A 16,309-nucleotide genomic window follows, 5' to 3' on the forward strand; every position below is an offset into this window, starting at 1 on the left:
CCGTTATGAATAAATCATCTCATGTAAAACAATTTCTTCTGCCCGGTTGTGAATGTTATTGCAACGCTGCACCCATTCCATTTGACGGGTACGCTTCAATTCCTCGGTCACGCCCTCGGCAGCTTTCATCTGCTCCATGATGGTGTCTAACCGTTTCTGTGCCTGTTCGTTCAGGTCTGCAAGATATGTCCACAATTCCCCGGTCAGGGTCAATGTGTGTAATCTGGCTGGGCAGACTTCTCTTAAATATTCCCGGTGCATCCGTCCGTACTTTCCGATGGGGCGGTGTTCCTCCGGCAACTTCAAGTCCGGGATGTAGTAATCTCCAACAAGGATATAATCAATTCCGTTTTCTTTTATTCTTGGTTTCAATTCGCTCATGTTCCTTACCTCCTGTGGAAGCAGGCTCGTCTGGTACTAACTCAATCACATCGGTAATCTCACAATTCAGCGTTTCGCAGATACGGGCTAATGTATCCATGCTGATGTGCTTTCCCTCTTTGCTCATGTTGGCAATCATATTTGTTGTCATACCAGCGGCAAGCCTTAAATCCTCTTTTCTCATATCACGCTCTAACAGTGTGTGCCAGAGTGGTTTATAGCTGATGTGCATATTGTTTTCCTGCCTTTCTATCCATACCACCGGAGCGGCTGCCCCGGCAGGAACTTTTCTCTTATTATAGCACCAATCTTGTGAAATCACAATTTATTCTTGTAGCCTGCCGCTGATACCGTCTGGATTGGCTTTTCCTTTCTTTTTGTTCCCTTTAATTAGCCATGAACTGCTTAATGCCCTGTGATTTTGCCGCAGGGTTGTCCGACCCGTAACCTTCCAGAAGGTTGATGACGCCCCATACCGCCAGACCAGCGCCAAGAGCCATGACCAGAATTTTAAGAATGTCGATTGCCTGATTGAAAAATTCCATATACGTTCCTCCATTTTGTTTGTTTGATGGTTTTGGGTACAAAAAAAGCCGCCCACATCGGCGGCGCTTCGGGTCATCATGGCCCGAAGTTACACAAACTCGTCGCTGTCCAGATCATCGAAGTTCAACAGGTCAGCTTCTTCGTCCGTGTCGGAGCCGTCCACTTCGTACACCGTATATTCGTCCTCCGGCTTTAGTCTCAATGGCCGGTGGCGGAACAGGCTTTCCAAGCGGAAGGCGTTTTTCTTTTTATCAAATTCGGCTGTGTACTTGTAATTCGGGTGCTTTTTCAAGTCATACTTTGGGGATAGAAAAGGCGGGAGCCCCCGAAGCTGCAAGATACATTTATCCCCGGGCATGGTGGTGATCTCGCTGGTGGTCATCAGTTCCCGGCCAAGCCGCTGCATATTCTGGCTGTAACTTTCAGACTGTCCCCGGCTTCGGCCCTCGGTCTGCATAGAGATGGTGGCCTTGCCCAGCCAGTTTTCCGAAATATCCTTTAGGGTGGAAGCCTCCCGGCCTCCGAGGAACACGATACTGTCCATGTTTCCCATGATGGTTTCGGAATGGTCTTTGTACAATGCCTTGCACTGGCTCATAGCCTGATAAAAGAGCGTCAGGCTGATCTCCCGGGAACGAATGACGGCCACGATCTTTTCCAGCCCCGGCACCTGCCCGGTGTTGGCAGCCTCGTCCCATAGCACCCGCACATGGTAGGGCAGACGCCCGCCATAGGTGTTGTCAGCCCGTTCACACAGAAGGTTGAACATCTGCGAAAAAGCAAGGGCAACCAAAAAGTTGTAGGTGGTGTCCGTGTCGCTGATAAGAAAGAACAGCGCCGATTTTTCATCCCCCAGCTTATCAAGATCCAGCTCGTCATAGGACATGATCTCCCGAAGCTGGGGAATATCAAAAGGAGCCAGTCTTGCACCGCAGGAAATCAAGATGCTTTTTGCCGTCTTGCCGCTGGCGAGCTTGTATTTCTTATACTGCCTCACGGCGAAGTGCTGGGGGCTGCGACGTTCCAACCCGTCAAACATATAGTCCACCGCATTTTTGAAGGTTTCGTCATCCTCCCGGACTTCCATGCTGTTTATCATTTCCACCAGCGTATTCATGTTGCGTTCTTCCTCCGGCCCCTCAAAGACGATGTAGGCCACAAGGGCGCAGTACAAGAGGGTTTCAGCTTTAGTCCAGAACTCGTCGCCCTCCTTGCCGTCGCCTTTGGTGTTGGCGATCAGAGCAGTAACGAATTTCAAAACATCGCTTTCCGTCTTGATATAGGCCAGCGGATTGTAGTGCATGGATTTTGAAAAGTCGATACTGTTGAACACCCGCACCCTGTATTTCTCCCGTTGCAGGAACCGCCCGCACTGATCGAGGGTGCCGCCCTTCGGGTCTACCACCACATACGAGGAATGAGCTTGAAGGAGCTGCGGGGTCAGCCAGAACCTTGTCTTACCCGAACCGGACGAGCCGATGACACAGGCGTTTAGGTTCCGGGCATTGGCGGGTATCTTCGGACGGGTGTTCATGGTAAGGAACTCCGTCCCTGTCAGAATGACATTGTTCTGAAATTTAGGGTCTACAAACGGCTTTATATCCTCCTTTGTTCCGAAGCGGGCGGTGCCGTACTCCGCATCCCGCCGGAATTTCTTTGCCTTCCTGATCTTTGACTGTATCAGCAGATACATCCCAGCCGCACCGGCAAGGCCCACCAGCAGGTCAATACCGCCCAGCCCCGGCCAGTAGGTTTCAAAGGCTTTGGGGAAAGTATCGAGCATCCCCATGAGCTTTGTCCCGAAGTCTGTGCCGGGGGCGATCCGGTAGGCCGTCCCGATTTTGGAGAAGAACCAGAACACAAAGAGGTACGGCAGGGTGGGGAGCACATATTTTCTGATCTTGTCACTCAACGTCCGTCCTTCACCGCCTCTCTGGTCCGCTGCTTTTCCTTTGCCTGCGTCCTGATCTGCTCCGTGAATTTCCGAAGCTGACCGAGGATGGAAGCCTTGTCCTGCTCTTTGTTCAGCACCTTTGCGCTGTACTTCTGGAAGGCCGCCGTGATAGCGTCCGCCTGATTGGCTTTGAAGAACAGCAGGTAATGGCCGGGGCTCACTTTATGGAAAGCGTAGTCCACATGGAACTCCTTCGCAATCCGGTCAAAATCCTTTGGGGCTCCCACATAGGGCATGGCGCTTTTGCCGCCATAGTGGTTCATCAGCTTTTTTACGCTCTGGCGTCCCTGCGGGGTCAGCGCTTTCCGGTGGTGCTTTTGTACTGCCCGCGCCACCTTCCCAAGCGCAGCAGCCAGCACCTTTCCCGTGAGCTTCGTTGTCCTGATCGAAAGGGCAACTGTTTTTTGGTTTACTTCTTCCTGCATAAAACCTCCTTTCCGTCGGGGTCCCCGCTATCCGGGAGGCCCCCGTACAATCTCGGGAAACAGAAAGCCTCGGGCCAATGTGGCCCGAGGCTTACCGCTCGGCATCCCTGCCGGACGGAGCTTTCTTTTCCGGCTCCGTCTGGACTTTTTCGCCCTGTTCCCGCATGGTCTGCAAGATAGAGGGCTTCTTTTGAAGCTGGGAGGGCTTTTCGCCGGACAGCGGCTTGATACATTCCAAACGGTCAGCCGCCCGGATGGCGTTGTCCGTGAGCTGCCTCTGCCATGCGCCCACGCTGGGAGCCCAGCGAAAGCCGCTGCTTTTCAGCTCGGCCCGGGTGTCCGCGTCAGGCTTTCCATCAAAGAATACCTGCAAGCGGTTGTCCTCCCGGTTCATCTCCACACGGCCCCCGTCGAACTCCCAGCCGGAAAACTCCCGCTGCGCCTGTTTGGAAAGCTGTTCGATACGGGCCTTTACCCGGCGGATCTCCGCATTGTTGTTGGTAAGCTGGTAACTTTCAAAGGGCCTCGGGTCGCTCCGCCAGCTTGACGCCATGCTGGCTTTCAGCTTTTCAATCTGGTCCGGCGACAGCAGCGCACAGCCGTCCAGCTTGCCATGCTTGCGGTAATAGGCGTTGACCTCCTTCATAATGAGCTGGGAGCGTTCCAGCCCGTCCAGCTTCTTCTGGAGCTTTTCAATCGCTGTCGGGTCATCGGCGCTGATCCCGCCCATGCCGGTACTGCATATCTTATCCAGCAGCCCTTGAATATACCGCCATTCCTCCATGTTGCTGTCCCGGGCCCGGTTCTGTTTTTCCTTCTTTCCCACCGGGAAATTGGAAGGCCCGGCGATCAGCACAGAGGGAACCCTCGCGTCAATGGCAAAGCCTTGGTTCATGTTTTCGGCCAGCTTGCGGGCGTAGGTGTCTAACAGATGGTCGATCTTCTCATGGTACATGGGGTCCACCCGGGATTTCTGCTGTTCCGCTATGGCGGCGGCCTTGTCCACCATTGCCCGGTATTCCGCCGTTGCGCTCCCTTCCTTGTAGTCGGAAAAGCTGTTCATTTCTTTTGCCCGGCGGGCGGCCCCTTCATTGATAGGGTAATAGTTGATGGTATGCACCTCCTTCATGCTTCGGGCCATGCTGGCCCGAAGTCTTACCGTTCTTCATGGGAAGGCTCCGCCTTGTCCTTTTTCGGAGCGGGCGGGGCTTCTTGAAACCGTTTGAGTGCAGCGAGAATGGAGTGGACAGGCTCGGCCTTTTCAGGGTAGGCAAATATCCGGTGTTCCGGCGGAATGTCCTGCGGCCCGTGGTAATACTCCTTGAAGCCCTTCGGGACTGCCGAGACATACCCACCGGGAGCGAATACGCCGCCCTCGTTGATACGCACATCCCGTCCGTATGCCTCATAATCGAAGTAGTTCTGAATATGCTCCGGTATGTCGATAGTCCCAAGCTCGTCGGCGTAAAGACGGCCCAGCCCTTCATCATTAGAAATATCCGGGTAAAAGCGGTACAGGTCAAGGTTCTGCGTCAGGTTTATCAAATCCTTCACGCTCCTTGTGTGGTTTCCTAAGACAAGAGCGGCTTCAAAGGTTTCCAGTCCGCCCTTATCCCGTACTTCCAGCAGGGCGTGGCCCAGCTCGTTCAGCTCGTCGATGTTCTCACATTCGTAGAGATGATCGTAGAGCCCCAGCACATCACTGTCAAAGCTGGTAAAGAACACTTCGCTGTACCGTTTTCCGTCTATCCCGATTTTGGCAAGGGCGGCCTGCAACTCCTGTGTCGTCATGGGGAAATGTACCGTTGTCCCTACCTCGATCCCCATTAAGGGGTATAGGGCTGTATTGGTTATATAGGCTTCAAACATGGGCTCATTCCTCCTTTCCGGCCCGGTCAGCCAGCACCTCATAAATCCCGGCCATAATGTAATCGGCGCAAGGGAGGGCAATCGCATTTCCCAGCGCCTTGTAGCGTTGCAGAGGCCGAATCTCCACGCCGTCCGCCCCGTACTTTGTCCAGCCCTCTGGCAGCCCCATCAGCCGTTCGCTTTCTGTTTCCGTCAGAAAACGGATACAGCCGCCCTCCGGGTCGCCCTCATACCAGAAGGCAAAGGGCGTTACATCACTGGCTAAAAGAGTGGGAAAAGGGTCAGTTGGTAATCCGAAGCTGTTTCGGAAGGCCGTTTCTTCCTGCCTTTTTGCCGCTCCCCGCATACGGAAGCACTGAAAGGGGTGGATGACTGGTATCTGCCGCCCTGTTTCAAAAGAAGCTGTTCGATCTCCTTCGGCGGCGGCCCGCCCGCCCTCTCCGCAAGGCGGAGGAAGTGGGAGCATTGGACGGGGCTTAAATAGTATGTCTGCGGCACGTCTGCCTCCAAAATCTGCCACGACGAAAATCCGCTGCCTTCGTGCCAGCCTTCGGGAGCCTGCCCAATACTGGGCGTCCATGAGCCGCCAGCACACATCAGGCGTTCCCCCTCGCACCATTCCGGCGTTTCCCCATCTTCCCGAAGGAGGCATTGGAACTTCGGTGTCCGAGAAGGCGGATAAGACGGCTCTAAAGTCCATCCGGTCATTTGTAGAAAACGCTCCCATGACGTTTTCCCAAACAGCGATAGCTGGATATAGGTTATCAGTAGCATCCCTCATTTCCTGTATGATACGAAACGCCTGATAGAACAGGCTTGATTTTGCCCCGGCAAGGCCGGAGCGGTTGCCGATCAGAGAAAGGTTCTGACAGGGAGAGCCGAAGGTTATCACATGGACCGGCGGGATTTTCCCGCCGTCCACCTTCGTAATATCCCCCAAATGCGCCATATCGGGAAAGTGCCTTTTGGTTATGGAGATGGGCGCTTTTTCAATCTCGCTGGCCCATACCGGACGGATACCGCACCGGGAAGCAGCCAGAGGGAACACGCCGATCCCGTCAAAAAGGCTCCCCAGCTTAATGTCCGGCATGGCCCGGGGTGCCGTGTCCCTTCACGGCAAGCACCCCTTCCAGCGTTGTCGCCGCAATGCCCAGCCGTCCGGCAACCGCAATATCGTTTTTCACATCCTCGTCCACAACGCTGCCGCAGACGATCAGGGTATGGGAACGCCGCAGCATATCCCGGCGCATATCAATCCCGGCCTTATGTTCCTCGGGAACGCTGTCATTCAAAAACAGCGGCAGGTACAAGAGCGGGCAGATCGGGGAAAAGCCCGCCTCATAAGTAAGACGGCAGTAGTGGGCCGCCAGCTCCATATCAACATCCGGCTCGCCGCTCCATGCGGCAGTCAGGTATGCTAAAGGTCGTTTCATTGGTTGAGCCTCCATTTCTGTTTTGGTTTAGGGAAAAGCAAGAGTTCGCCCAACCCCTCCGCCCCTTCCCCCGGGAAGGGGAACGGCTCTGGAGAATTTATATCCCCGTCGCTTGACCGGGAAAAAGCATAACCGGGAGAAATCCGTCAAGGGTGCCTCTGGCACCGCCTGCGGCGGCGCTGCCCTTGACTGATTTTCCCGGCTATGCTACGGAATAACTGGCGACGGGGAATAATTTATATCTCCAGAGCTTCGGGGCGCGGGGCAGAGCCCCGCAATCCTCGGGCCATGCTGACCCGAAGTTTGGGCTTATTTTTCCTGTTCGGTTTTCTTCTCCGGCTTTTCGTGTTCCTTCTGCTGACCCTTCCAGTCGTCCAGCAGCTTGATGATCTGGTCCTTCATTTCCCGCGGCGTAGTTTCCTTGCCGAAATACTTGCTCAGTTCCGCACCTGTCAAAATCACTTTGTCTACCTCCTTTTTGTCCTCCATCATAATGCCGTCGATCACATCCCCGTTGAGCAGCTTCTTTTCGTCCAGCTCACGCATACGCTTTGCCTGCGCCTGTGAAGGCGAGGACTGCTGGCTGTCAATGGCGACGGCGATATAGTTCTGGTTCTTCTTGCCGATATAGGAAAGCTCCACCGCCGTAGTAAAACCCAGCCTTTTTTCATCCATCAGCTTCATCAGGTCGGGAACCAGCTCATTGAGACGGATATACCGCTGCACCTGCTTGACCGCCATCTTATTGCGCTCGGCCACAATCTCGTTGGAGCGTTTGCCTGCGTCCTTCGGGTCAATCTGGCCCGAAGTGCGGGAGCCCTGGTGCTTGATAGCCTCAAGCTGCATTTTCAAGGCTTTGGCCCGCTCACTGGGGAGGATTTCTTCACGCTGGTTGAGATTGTCCTCGACCATCTGTGTGATGGCTTCATCGTCTGTCAGGTTTCGGACGATACAGGGCATATCCGCATACCCGGCAAGCTCGCTGGCTTTCTGGCGGCGGTGGCCGGACACGATCTCATAGCCGCCATCCTCACGGGGACGGACGATAGCGGGCTGAGTCACGCCCTTGTCCTTGACGCTGGACACCATAGCCCGCATTTCTTCATCATCCCGGACTTCAAAGGGATGGTTTTTGAAGGCGTAGAGCTCGTTCAGCTTGATATAGACGATTTGCTCCTTGCCCCGGCGTGGTGCATCCTTCGGCTTTTCGGGTTCCTTCGGAGTGGGAGCGGTCTGCACCGTTGGAGCCGTTTTTTTCTCCGGTTCCTTTTTGACCGCCTTTTCCGGTTTCTGTGCGGGAGTTTTGGACTTCGAGGCTGCGTCCTTGTCCTTATCTGCTTTCGGGGGACGGCCCCGGCGCTTCGGCGGTTCCGGCTCTTTGGGCTTTTCCTGTTTTCCCACAGCCTTTTTGGGAGCCTCCGGCTGCTTTTCCGGTTTCTCCACTTTTGCCGGGTCAGGCTTTTCCACGCTGGGAGCTGCCGCCCGTTCCTCTGCTTTCTTTTCTTTCATAATTTCAGCGAAGTTATAGACAGAAACCTGTGGGTTCTTTACCTCCGGTTCCGTCTTTTTTTCCGGCTCCGGGGAAACGGAAACCTTCTCCGGCTCTTTTGGGGGAGCGGGAGGCGTTTCCTTGCCCGGTCCGGTATCCGTTACCGGCTGTTCCGACGTTTTTGTGGTTTTATCATCTGCCATAAGCATTTACCTCCTGTTTTTTGGCATGAAAAAAGGGGCTCAACTTTTCAGTCAAGCCCCCGTGGGAAGTTCCTCCTTTCTCCGCCATGATACAAAAATACCGCCCATAGTCTCGTTTGGGCGGTACTTTGTGTAAGATTGGCAGTCCATTATTAAGTTTTTATTATGTTCCCTTTGTACACCGTTGCAATCAACTATTATGGAACATGCGGGAACAAATTTATAAAGTGTTATGGTACAGCGGCTACATGGAAAATGTGCAGAAAAAGAAAGATAAGTTTAAATTTGTACTTTCAAATCAGGCATATACAGCATTTGCAATAGCTGTCATTTATTCCATTGGAGGCTTTACAAATTTATTAAGTATGCTTGCTTTTCTGGTAATTGTGTTTCTATATAGTGTACCTGTTGGAATGACATTGATAATCTGCATTTTTGTTACATTGGTTGTTTCATTTTTTACCGGAAAAAAGATTTTAGAGGGGTATGAAACCTGCAATGTGATGCAGGAAAAAGATACAAGCCAGATATATGAAACGGTTGATATGGTTGAAGTGACCAGATCAAACGGATTAGAAGATTATTATTTGAAGAAAAATAAAATGATTCATGATAATTTTCTGCATTTGCTAGAGACGGCTGAGAGCCGATCCGCTTTTTGTGAGACTGTAGAGAGCAGTCTGCATTCACTGATATATATTGTAGTGGCAGGTGTGCTGCTTTTGAGCACAAATTTCAATGGGGGAACATTAGTGACTATATTATTTCTCACAAATTTATTGTTGGAAGTCAGTCAGAGAGTACAGCGGCAGTTACAGGTAATTATAAAAAACATTCCGGTATTCGATAATGTTGTGGAATTAATGGAGATTCCATTGGAAAGTGGAAGAAAATTAGAAAAGGTAGAAAATATAACGTTTGAGAATGTAAGTTTTCAAATAGAAGAAAGAAGCATTTTTAAAAATCTTAATTTTTCAGTTCAGGAAGGACAAAATATTTTGATTCAGGGAGAAAACGGCAGTGGAAAAAGTTCTCTTTTAAAAATGATTTTAGGATTTTATAAGCCGACAGGCGGTACCATATATATCAACGGAATATCTGTGGAAGCGTATGATTGTAAAACATTTTATAAAGAAATTTGTTATATATCACAGGAAGAAATGCTGTTGAATGAATCGGTTGAGGATTATCTGCGTTATGCTGCGCATGCAGATTTGAAAGCTGACAATATTGAGCAAATGCGGAGAAAGGTTAAATTGAGACCTGAAATTAAAAATATTGAGGAAAATGGAGCAACTCTTTCAGGAGGAGAAAAAAAGAAATTGCTTATGCTCAAATGGCTTTTGAATCCGTCGACTTCATTTGTCATTTTAGATGAGATCGATGCAGGATTGGATGATGAAACAAAAGTGGTACTGAAAGAACTGGAGAAAGAACTGCTGAAAGACCGAAAAAAAATTGTGATGAAAATTTCACATATTGATGAAGATATGGATGGATACGATCAGATTATCAGATTATAGAAAAATAAAGAGTGTCTATAAACGGTGTGGATAAAGTAAATAAAAATTCAGATGGAATATTGGGGAATCTGCATATTGTTGAAAAATATATATGATGATACACTGAAATCAGATGATATAGGAGCAGGCAGGAACAATACGAAAGGCATATTTATGAGAACATTTTTTATCCTTCTGACTTTTGCTGTGAACATATTATTATCAGGGTATAATAACCAGCAAATATATGCAACAACTGTTGTAGAAAAGAACAACATGGAAGAACAAGAGAATACATTGTATTCAGGGAACAGGATTACATCTGACTATCTGGAAGTCAGTGGAGGTGTAAATTTCTGGTGTGAAAATATAAATGGAGAGAATCACCTGAAACTTGAATATATTCCACAGGAGGATGAGTTTGCATATTGTAAGGTAGAATGTGAGAACGGACGAGTACAAAGTAATATCATTTCGAAATACAGTAAGGTAAATTATTATCTGAATGCAGACAATCAGATAGAAGATGAATATGCAGATAGAATTACGATTAATTATTACGACGAGGAAGGCACATTATTATCTTGGAGCGTAAAATATATATATTGGGATCCAATTCAAGAAACCTATTATTCGTCTGATATAGGAATTTAAAAAGAAAAGTGAAAACAAGTCAACGGTTATGCAGAAACAATTAATAGGAGGGAAAGCGTATGGGTACAAATAGCAAGTTAAACATATTGATCGTAACTCCATTTGCATTATGGATGTATATTATTTGCATTTCCAATATTATCATGCAGGAGTTGAGTGGGGCACCTTATGTAGCGGGACTCATTACTTATGTGAGTGCGTTTATTATTTTTTTATTGCTACTATTGGTCTGCTTTTACAGAATATCAGAAAAATGGAGGACAGCGCGAAGTATTTAAAATGGACACGTTTTTGCCGGATCGTTGGTATTGTTGCATTTATAGTCGCAGGGTGTATTGTTTTACTTGTATAGAAAGAAATTGGAATGGAATGAAGAGATAAAATACACGAAGAAAGTATAGTCATATTAGGTGGAAAGATGTTTGCCTTGGATTAAGTATTTACAAAATGAATGTTATGGTAAATAATAAAAATCTTTCTAAATATGGAGAATATCATGGAAAAAGAACCAACGCTTATTGAACAAAAATTTGAAGATGCAGTGAAAAATTTTCGTAAGGAAATGGAAAAAGGAAAAGAATCAATGCAATACGTTTTATGTAAACTATAGATAGTTTTCACGCTTAAAAGATCGTTTTAACTTCCTGTAAAGCTGAATATTCAATTGTTAGGAGAGATTATGAAGAAAAAAATTTGTTTAGTCATTTTTATTGTTCTGTTTGTAGTCAGTATATTGGTAAATGTGAAATTATTATTTTTTTCGCCAGCAGTTTCATTAAAAAATATTCCATTCGAGGGAGTAATCACAGAAGCTGATAGTGGAAAAATAGTAGTAAAGGGTGATGGAACGAATGGTTGCGGGCTTACAGAGCATTATCAAATTTATAATTCAGATCAGATAAAAATTGTTAATACTAATGATGAACTAATTCAGTTTACAGATTTGAAAAAAGGCACAAGAATTTCTATGAGATTATGGATAAAGGAAAAGACTTTATATAATGATATGGATAGGTTGGATATTGTTACATTGATTCAGTGCTGTGAATGAAAAGAGATGCAAATGAAGAAAAATAAAAAAACAGCCGCACCGAGATTCATAAAAATCCCGGTGCGGCTGTCTTTTTACATTTATAAAGTGTAATTTGAAAGATCAGCCGACATATTTCTGTAATGTTTCCATAACAGCGCCAGGTTTTCTGGTCATTTCTGTGAAGTACTGGCAGGTAAGTTCTGCAAGTCCTGCTTCATAAAGATTAACACCGAAAATCTTAGCGTTAGAGAGGATATCTTTTAATTTTGCATCAGCGTCAAAAGAATCTCCAAGTTTAATGTCAGCAACGTAAGGACGAACTTCGTCTAACATTGGGTCTGGGCTTAAGGTAAATTCATTTCCGTTGTCATCAATTGCCATAAGGTAGCGAAGCCATCCGGCAAATACCAATGGAATTAATTTAATATCAGAAACATTCAGTTCAGGGGAAGCAGCGTAAGCTTTGATCGTCTCACCAAAACGGATTGCCAGTTTCTGGGAAGTATCGGTTGCGATACGCTGTGGTGTATCCGGCATGAATGGGTTTGGAACACGTACATTAAGTACAGTGTCGATAAACTCTTTTGGATCAAGAATGCCAGGATTTACAACAACCGGAAGTCCTTCTTTGTATCCGATACCTTCTACTAATTTTACCAAAGTCTCATTTTTCATCTCTGCGGAAATGAGGTTATAATCTAATAAACATCCGAATACAGCAAGTGCTGTGTGAAGTGGATTTAAGCAGGTGCAGACTTTCATCTTCTCTACTTTATCTACTGTCTCGCGGGTTGTGAAGATAAGACCGCCTTTTTCTAACTCAGGACGTCCGTTCGGGAATTTGTCTTCGATGACAAGGTACTCTGTTTCCTCAGCGTTTACGAATGGAGCAACGTAAGTATTTTTGCTTGTGATAACCGGATCAAGACCTTCGATGTCATCTTTCTGCAATAATGCCTCGATGGAAGCGTCTGGTCTTGGTGTGATCTTATCGATCATAGTCCATGGGAAGGAAACTTTATTTTCGTCCTCTGTATAGGAAACGAATCCTTCTTCTACAACACCATTTTTTGCCCACTCTTTTGCAAAAGTAGTGATAGCGAGTTTTAATTTATCTCCGTTGTGGGAGCAGTTATCCATACTTACCATAGCGATTGGTTTCTTGCCGGAAATGTAACGTGCATAAATTAATGCAGCAACTTTACCGATGTAGCTTTCTGGTCTTTCCGGTCCGTTTTTCATATCTTCTGCAACAGCAGCCATGAAGTTTCCGTCCGGAGTATTTAAGTTATAACCCTTTTCTGTGATGGTGAAAGTACACATCTGAAGGGAATCTTTTGCAAAAATCTCTTTTAAACGGGAGAACTGTGTGTCATCGTGGGAATCTAAAGCGAGGGATTCCATGATACTTCCGGTAACGGATTTCTCAACAGTTCCGTTTGCTTTTAAAGTAACGAGAATGCTTAAATCGTCGTGTGGACGGTTCATTTTCTCGATGATCTCGTAGTCATATCCCTCTGCAACGGTCAATCCGCGGTCAAGAACACCTGCATTTAAAAGGTTCTGGACAACGTTGCACTGGAATGCACGGAAGATATTACCAACACCGAAGTGAACCCAGAATGGATTCTCTTTTGTATTCTTTTTTACTGTTTCATAATCAAAGGAAGGAAGGGCATAACCCTTAGCTTCCCATGCACTTTTATCTGCTAAACCTGCTCTATTTAACTGCATGTCTTGTCTCTCCTTTTTCAATTGCTTCCCATAAACCGTTTAAATATGTTGCACCTAAAGCTCTGTCGTAAAGACCGTAACCCGGCATTGCAACTTCGCCCCAGATCATACGTCCGTGGTCTGGACGGATTGGTCCGTCAAATCCGATATCGTAAAGAGCTTTCATGATCTCGTACATATCAAATGTTCCGTCAGAAGAAAGGTGAGCTGCCTCCTCGAAATCTGTCGGGCTGTTGAATTTTAAGTTGCGGACATGTGCAAAGTGGATACGTCCTTTTAAGGAACGGATCATATCCGGAAGATCGTTCTCAAGGTTTGTTCCGTAAGAACCAGAGCAGAAAGTAACACCGTTGTGTGGGTTATCTACCATTTCCATCATACGGAGAATGTTTTTCTTGTTGATGATGATACGTGGAAGTCCGAATACGCTCCATGCAGGATCATCTGGGTGGATTGCCATGTTGATGTCGTATTTGTCACATACAGGCATGATTCTCTCTAAGAAATATTTTAAGTTTTCAAAAAGTTTTTCATCATCGATGTCTTTGTACATTGCAAAAAGATCTTTGATTTTAGCCATACGTTCTGGCTCCCAGCCCGGCATAACAGTTCCGTTCATATCACCGGAGATAGAAGCGAACATATCTTCTGGATTGATGGCATCTACAGCTTCCTGTGTGTAAGCTAAAACTGTGGAACCGTCCGGTCTTTTACGTGCAAGCTCTGTACGTGTCCAGTCGAATACAGGCATGAAGTTGTAGCATACAAGATGGATATCTTCTTTTCCAAGATTCTCTAAAGTCTCGATGTAGTTATCGATGTATTTGTCACGGTCAGCGGAACCTGTCTTGATCGCATCATGGACATTTACGCTCTCGATACCCGCTACATGGAGTCCTGCAGCAGCAACTTCCGCTTTCATTTCCTGAATGCGTTCTCTGCTCCATACATCTCCAGGTGCGGTATCATATAAAGTTGTGATAACGCCTGTTACGCCTGGAATCTGGCGAATCTGCTCTAATGTTACAGTGTCGAATTTGGAACCATACCATCTTAATGTCATTTCCATAGTTTCTTGTTTCCTTTCTTAGAAAAAATTGTGAAGCTGCCGTGTGGCAGCAGGTTTTTGTTTTGATAAGCTTATTATATCCAAAAGAGGAAAAAGAAAATTGACAGAGTTGTTGTTCACATTGCAAAAGTTGCGGTTGGATGATAAAATGAGTGCAAGCGAGAAGAACACATGCATGTGTTCGGCGAGCGACGAATGTTGATCATGTGCTGGTTTTGCACATGATATAATGTATGCAGGTAGTGAAAAGTGCAGACACATAAGAAACAGCAGCAGGCTGTTTACAGGCAGGAAAGGAAACACACATGGCAAAAAATCTTCAGACCAAGTTTTCCACGAGACAATACATGCTGTCCCGGGATTTTGAAATCTACTATTATAATGAGCCGGCATCTGAAAAGGTTTCCATACATTCGCATGATTACTATGAGTTTTATTTTTTCCTGGAAGGGGATGTCTCCATCTGGATCGAGGGGGAGCAGTATCCTTTAAAATATGGAGATATGGTGCTGATACCTCCGGGGATAAAGCACATGGCGATGGTGCATGGAAATGAGATCCCTTACCGGAGATTTGTATTCTGGATCAGTGTGGAATATTGCAACCAGCTGATGGAAGTTTCTTCCTCTTACGGATATCTGATGCAGAATGTTCTGGTGAAGAAAAAATATATTTTTCACAATGACCTGATCACGTTTAATACGATCCAGTACCGGATTTTCCAGTTGATCGAGGAGATTAAGTCGGAGCGTTTTGGAAAAGAGGCAAAGGTTTCCCTCTGTGTGAATGATCTTGTTCTTCAGCTGAACCGTATTGTCTACGAACAGCAGAATCCAAAGAGCGAGAAAGAGGAACAGAATCTTTATCAGAACATTATTTATTATATTGATGACCATCTGGATGAGGAGCTGTCTTTAGAGCAGCTTGCAGGGCAGTTTTTTGTCAGTAAATACCACATTGCACATATTTTTAAAGAACAGATGGGATTGTCTGTGCACCAATATATATTGAAGAAACGGATGCAGGCATCCAAGGCGGCAATCCTGGGTGAGACGAGTATTACCGATGTTTACACAATGTTCGGGTTTAAGGATTACTCCAGTTTTTACCGGGCGTTTAAAAAGGAGTTCGGGGTGTCGCCGAAGGAATATAAAGAGGTACATGGAGTCGTGCAAAAAGGTTGATGGAAAGTAATAGAAACTACAAAATGGGTATGCTATAATGAAAACAGTTTAACCGTCATAGAAGGAGAAAAAGAATGCGAGTAGGAATGGGATATGATGTCCATAAATTAGTAGAAGGAAGGGATTTGATCCTTGGAGGTGTAAAGATTCCACATACGCTGGGGCTTTTGGGACATTCGGATGCAGATGTTTTGCTGCATGCGGTCATGGATGCACTGCTTGGGGCGGCAGCACTTGGCGATATCGGAAAACATTTCCCGGATACAGATCCACAGTACAAAGGAATTTCGAGTATCAAATTATTAGAGCATGTTACAAAACTGATCGAGGAAAAAGGATATATTGTGGAGAATATCGACGCAACGATCATTGCACAGAAACCGAAAATGCGTCCATACATCGAGGAGATGGAGAAGAATATTGCGGCAGCATTGCATATTGATGTAAGTCAGGTCAATGTGAAAGCAACGACCGAGGAAGGTCTTGGTTTTACAGGAACAGAGCAGGGAATCTCATCGCAGGCGATCTGTGCGCTGACAACCATTTATGAGAGCAGTGTGGCAGTGGCAGATTCCCAGGCTGGATGCGAAGGCTGCGCCGGATGCAGAAAGCAGTCATAAGAAAATTTCTTGACAAATCCGGGCGAACTGCATACACTATATTAGGAATGAAAAATGTTCCGGATAAATGAATAGCAAAGCGATGAACGGAAAGAGTAGGAATTTGGGCAGCGCAAAGAGAGAGACTGTCACCGGCTGAAAGCAGTCTTGCGAAAGAGAATTCACGAAGTGCCTCCGGGAGCTGATCAGGGGAAAAGAGGTCTGTGATGGCAG

Annotated in this window: 18 protein-coding genes, 1 pseudogene and 1 other annotated feature (1 of these 20 cut by a window edge); of the genes and pseudogenes, 6 read left to right on the top strand and 13 right to left on the bottom strand. The window is 46.8% G+C overall.

What is annotated here, in order from left to right; translation table 11 throughout:
• Positions 1 to 3: 3 nt before the first annotated feature.
• The 11 genes and pseudogenes from ROSEINA2194_RS12985 to ROSEINA2194_RS13030 all read right to left on the bottom strand — a co-directional run bounded on the left by ROSEINA2194_RS12985 (position 4) and on the right by ROSEINA2194_RS13030 (position 8,300).
• The gene (locus ROSEINA2194_RS12985; RefSeq protein ID WP_002584333.1) at positions 4 to 381 is read right to left on the bottom strand and encodes a TnpV protein; all 378 of its coding nucleotides are present in this window, start codon (positions 379 to 381) and stop codon (positions 4 to 6) included.
• Complete coding sequence (locus tag ROSEINA2194_RS12990; RefSeq protein WP_002584334.1) at positions 341 to 613, bottom strand: helix-turn-helix domain-containing protein; 273 nt, start codon at positions 611 to 613, stop codon at positions 341 to 343. Before ROSEINA2194_RS12990 ends, ROSEINA2194_RS12985 begins: the two co-directional genes overlap by 41 nt.
• A 154-nt stretch (positions 614 to 767) precedes the next feature.
• On the bottom strand, positions 768 to 926 hold the full coding sequence (locus ROSEINA2194_RS20495) for a Maff2 family mobile element protein (protein WP_003500126.1): 159 nt from the start codon (positions 924 to 926) through the stop codon (positions 768 to 770).
• An 89-nt stretch (positions 927 to 1,015) separates the two neighbouring features.
• A complete protein-coding gene (locus ROSEINA2194_RS13000; protein WP_007887895.1) occupies positions 1,016 to 2,839 on the bottom strand; it encodes a VirD4-like conjugal transfer protein, CD1115 family in 1,824 nt (607 codons plus the stop codon).
• Entirely contained in the window at positions 2,836 to 3,306 is a 471-nt protein-coding gene (locus tag ROSEINA2194_RS13005) for a PcfB family protein (protein WP_007887898.1), read from the bottom strand. The genes ROSEINA2194_RS13000 and ROSEINA2194_RS13005 overlap by 4 nt, the downstream gene beginning before the upstream one ends.
• Before the next feature lie 91 nt (positions 3,307 to 3,397).
• On the bottom strand, positions 3,398 to 4,447 hold the full coding sequence (locus tag ROSEINA2194_RS13010; protein WP_007887900.1) for a DUF8626 domain-containing protein: 1,050 nt from the start codon (positions 4,445 to 4,447) through the stop codon (positions 3,398 to 3,400).
• A gap of 14 nt (positions 4,448 to 4,461) precedes the next feature.
• Positions 4,462 to 5,175 carry an antirestriction protein ArdA gene (locus ROSEINA2194_RS13015; protein WP_007887903.1) on the bottom strand — a complete coding sequence of 238 codons (714 nt, stop codon included), beginning with the start codon at positions 5,173 to 5,175 and terminating at the stop codon, positions 4,462 to 4,464.
• A 4-nt stretch (positions 5,176 to 5,179) separates the two neighbouring features.
• Entirely contained in the window at positions 5,180 to 5,770 is a 591-nt protein-coding gene (locus ROSEINA2194_RS23930; protein WP_330370502.1) for a class I SAM-dependent methyltransferase, read from the bottom strand.
• A gap of 81 nt (positions 5,771 to 5,851) precedes the next feature.
• A pseudogene (locus ROSEINA2194_RS23935) lies at positions 5,852 to 6,265 on the bottom strand (DNA cytosine methyltransferase); the annotation flags it as partial.
• Entirely contained in the window at positions 6,252 to 6,608 is a 357-nt protein-coding gene (locus tag ROSEINA2194_RS13025; RefSeq protein WP_044928013.1) for a DUF7768 domain-containing protein, read from the bottom strand. The pseudogene ROSEINA2194_RS23935 and the gene ROSEINA2194_RS13025, both read right to left, overlap by 14 nt.
• A 309-nt stretch (positions 6,609 to 6,917) precedes the next feature.
• The gene (locus ROSEINA2194_RS13030; RefSeq protein ID WP_330370495.1) at positions 6,918 to 8,300 is read right to left on the bottom strand and encodes a ParB/RepB/Spo0J family partition protein; all 1,383 of its coding nucleotides are present in this window, start codon (positions 8,298 to 8,300) and stop codon (positions 6,918 to 6,920) included.
• 206 nt (positions 8,301 to 8,506) lie between these two features.
• Between ROSEINA2194_RS13030 and ROSEINA2194_RS13035 the strand changes: the two genes are divergently transcribed.
• The 4 genes from ROSEINA2194_RS13035 (at position 8,507) to ROSEINA2194_RS13050 (ending at position 11,507) form a co-directional block, all read left to right on the top strand.
• Positions 8,507 to 9,823, top strand: coding sequence for an ATP-binding cassette domain-containing protein (locus ROSEINA2194_RS13035; RefSeq protein ID WP_007887925.1), 1,317 nt, complete (start codon positions 8,507 to 8,509; stop codon positions 9,821 to 9,823).
• Between the two features lie 153 nt (positions 9,824 to 9,976).
• Entirely contained in the window at positions 9,977 to 10,456 is a 480-nt protein-coding gene (locus tag ROSEINA2194_RS13040; RefSeq protein ID WP_172727125.1) for a hypothetical protein, read from the top strand.
• A 59-nt stretch (positions 10,457 to 10,515) separates the two neighbouring features.
• Complete coding sequence (locus ROSEINA2194_RS13045; RefSeq protein WP_007887927.1) at positions 10,516 to 10,734, top strand: hypothetical protein; 219 nt, start codon at positions 10,516 to 10,518, stop codon at positions 10,732 to 10,734.
• A 401-nt stretch (positions 10,735 to 11,135) separates the two neighbouring features.
• Complete coding sequence (locus ROSEINA2194_RS13050) at positions 11,136 to 11,507, top strand: hypothetical protein (RefSeq protein ID WP_007887929.1); 372 nt, start codon at positions 11,136 to 11,138, stop codon at positions 11,505 to 11,507.
• A gap of 102 nt (positions 11,508 to 11,609) precedes the next feature.
• On the opposite strand, the gene ROSEINA2194_RS13055 is transcribed toward ROSEINA2194_RS13050, so the two are convergent.
• Both ROSEINA2194_RS13055 and uxuA read right to left on the bottom strand, forming a co-directional pair.
• Positions 11,610 to 13,223 carry a mannitol dehydrogenase family protein gene (locus ROSEINA2194_RS13055; protein ID WP_007887930.1) on the bottom strand — a complete coding sequence of 538 codons (1,614 nt, stop codon included), beginning with the start codon at positions 13,221 to 13,223 and terminating at the stop codon, positions 11,610 to 11,612.
• Complete coding sequence (gene uxuA / locus ROSEINA2194_RS13060; protein ID WP_007887931.1) at positions 13,210 to 14,292, bottom strand: mannonate dehydratase; 1,083 nt, start codon at positions 14,290 to 14,292, stop codon at positions 13,210 to 13,212. The genes ROSEINA2194_RS13055 and uxuA overlap by 14 nt, the downstream gene beginning before the upstream one ends.
• A gap of 305 nt (positions 14,293 to 14,597) precedes the next feature.
• On the opposite strand from uxuA, the gene ROSEINA2194_RS13065 reads away from it, so the two are divergent.
• Positions 14,598 to 15,476, top strand: coding sequence for an AraC family transcriptional regulator (locus ROSEINA2194_RS13065; RefSeq protein ID WP_007887936.1), 879 nt, complete (start codon positions 14,598 to 14,600; stop codon positions 15,474 to 15,476).
• A gap of 74 nt (positions 15,477 to 15,550) precedes the next feature.
• On the top strand, positions 15,551 to 16,096 hold the full coding sequence (gene ispF / locus ROSEINA2194_RS13070; protein ID WP_007887938.1) for a 2-C-methyl-D-erythritol 2,4-cyclodiphosphate synthase: 546 nt from the start codon (positions 15,551 to 15,553) through the stop codon (positions 16,094 to 16,096).
• 73 nt (positions 16,097 to 16,169) lie between these two features.
• Positions 16,170 to 16,309: a binding site (T-box leader), on the top strand (it continues 99 nt past the right edge of the window).

The organism is Roseburia inulinivorans DSM 16841, assembly GCF_000174195.1.
Lineage (GTDB): Bacteria > Bacillota > Clostridia > Lachnospirales > Lachnospiraceae > Roseburia > Roseburia inulinivorans.

Coding starts and splice junctions, on each gene's coding strand:
- ROSEINA2194_RS12985 (WP_002584333.1), bottom strand. CDS start 381: ATGAGCGAATTGAAACCAAGAATAAAAGAAAACGGAATTGATTATATC.
- ROSEINA2194_RS12990 (WP_002584334.1), bottom strand. CDS start 613: ATGCACATCAGCTATAAACCACTCTGGCACACACTGTTAGAGCGTGAT.
- ROSEINA2194_RS20495 (WP_003500126.1), bottom strand. CDS start 926: ATGGAATTTTTCAATCAGGCAATCGACATTCTTAAAATTCTGGTCATG.
- ROSEINA2194_RS13005 (WP_007887898.1), bottom strand. CDS start 3,306: ATGCAGGAAGAAGTAAACCAAAAAACAGTTGCCCTTTCGATCAGGACA.
- ROSEINA2194_RS13010 (WP_007887900.1), bottom strand. CDS start 4,447: ATGGCCCGAAGCATGAAGGAGGTGCATACCATCAACTATTACCCTATC.
- ROSEINA2194_RS13015 (WP_007887903.1), bottom strand. CDS start 5,175: ATGTTTGAAGCCTATATAACCAATACAGCCCTATACCCCTTAATGGGG.
- ROSEINA2194_RS13025 (WP_044928013.1), bottom strand. CDS start 6,608: ATGAAACGACCTTTAGCATACCTGACTGCCGCATGGAGCGGCGAGCCG.
- ROSEINA2194_RS13030 (WP_330370495.1), bottom strand. CDS start 8,300: ATGGCAGATGATAAAACCACAAAAACGTCGGAACAGCCGGTAACGGAT.
- ROSEINA2194_RS13035 (WP_007887925.1), top strand. CDS start 8,507: ATGCGGGAACAAATTTATAAAGTGTTATGGTACAGCGGCTACATGGAA.
- ROSEINA2194_RS13040 (WP_172727125.1), top strand. CDS start 9,977: ATGAGAACATTTTTTATCCTTCTGACTTTTGCTGTGAACATATTATTA.
- ROSEINA2194_RS13045 (WP_007887927.1), top strand. CDS start 10,516: ATGGGTACAAATAGCAAGTTAAACATATTGATCGTAACTCCATTTGCA.
- ROSEINA2194_RS13050 (WP_007887929.1), top strand. CDS start 11,136: ATGAAGAAAAAAATTTGTTTAGTCATTTTTATTGTTCTGTTTGTAGTC.
- ROSEINA2194_RS13055 (WP_007887930.1), bottom strand. CDS start 13,223: ATGCAGTTAAATAGAGCAGGTTTAGCAGATAAAAGTGCATGGGAAGCT.
- uxuA (WP_007887931.1), bottom strand. CDS start 14,292: ATGGAAATGACATTAAGATGGTATGGTTCCAAATTCGACACTGTAACA.
- ROSEINA2194_RS13065 (WP_007887936.1), top strand. CDS start 14,598: ATGGCAAAAAATCTTCAGACCAAGTTTTCCACGAGACAATACATGCTG.
- ispF (WP_007887938.1), top strand. CDS start 15,551: ATGCGAGTAGGAATGGGATATGATGTCCATAAATTAGTAGAAGGAAGG.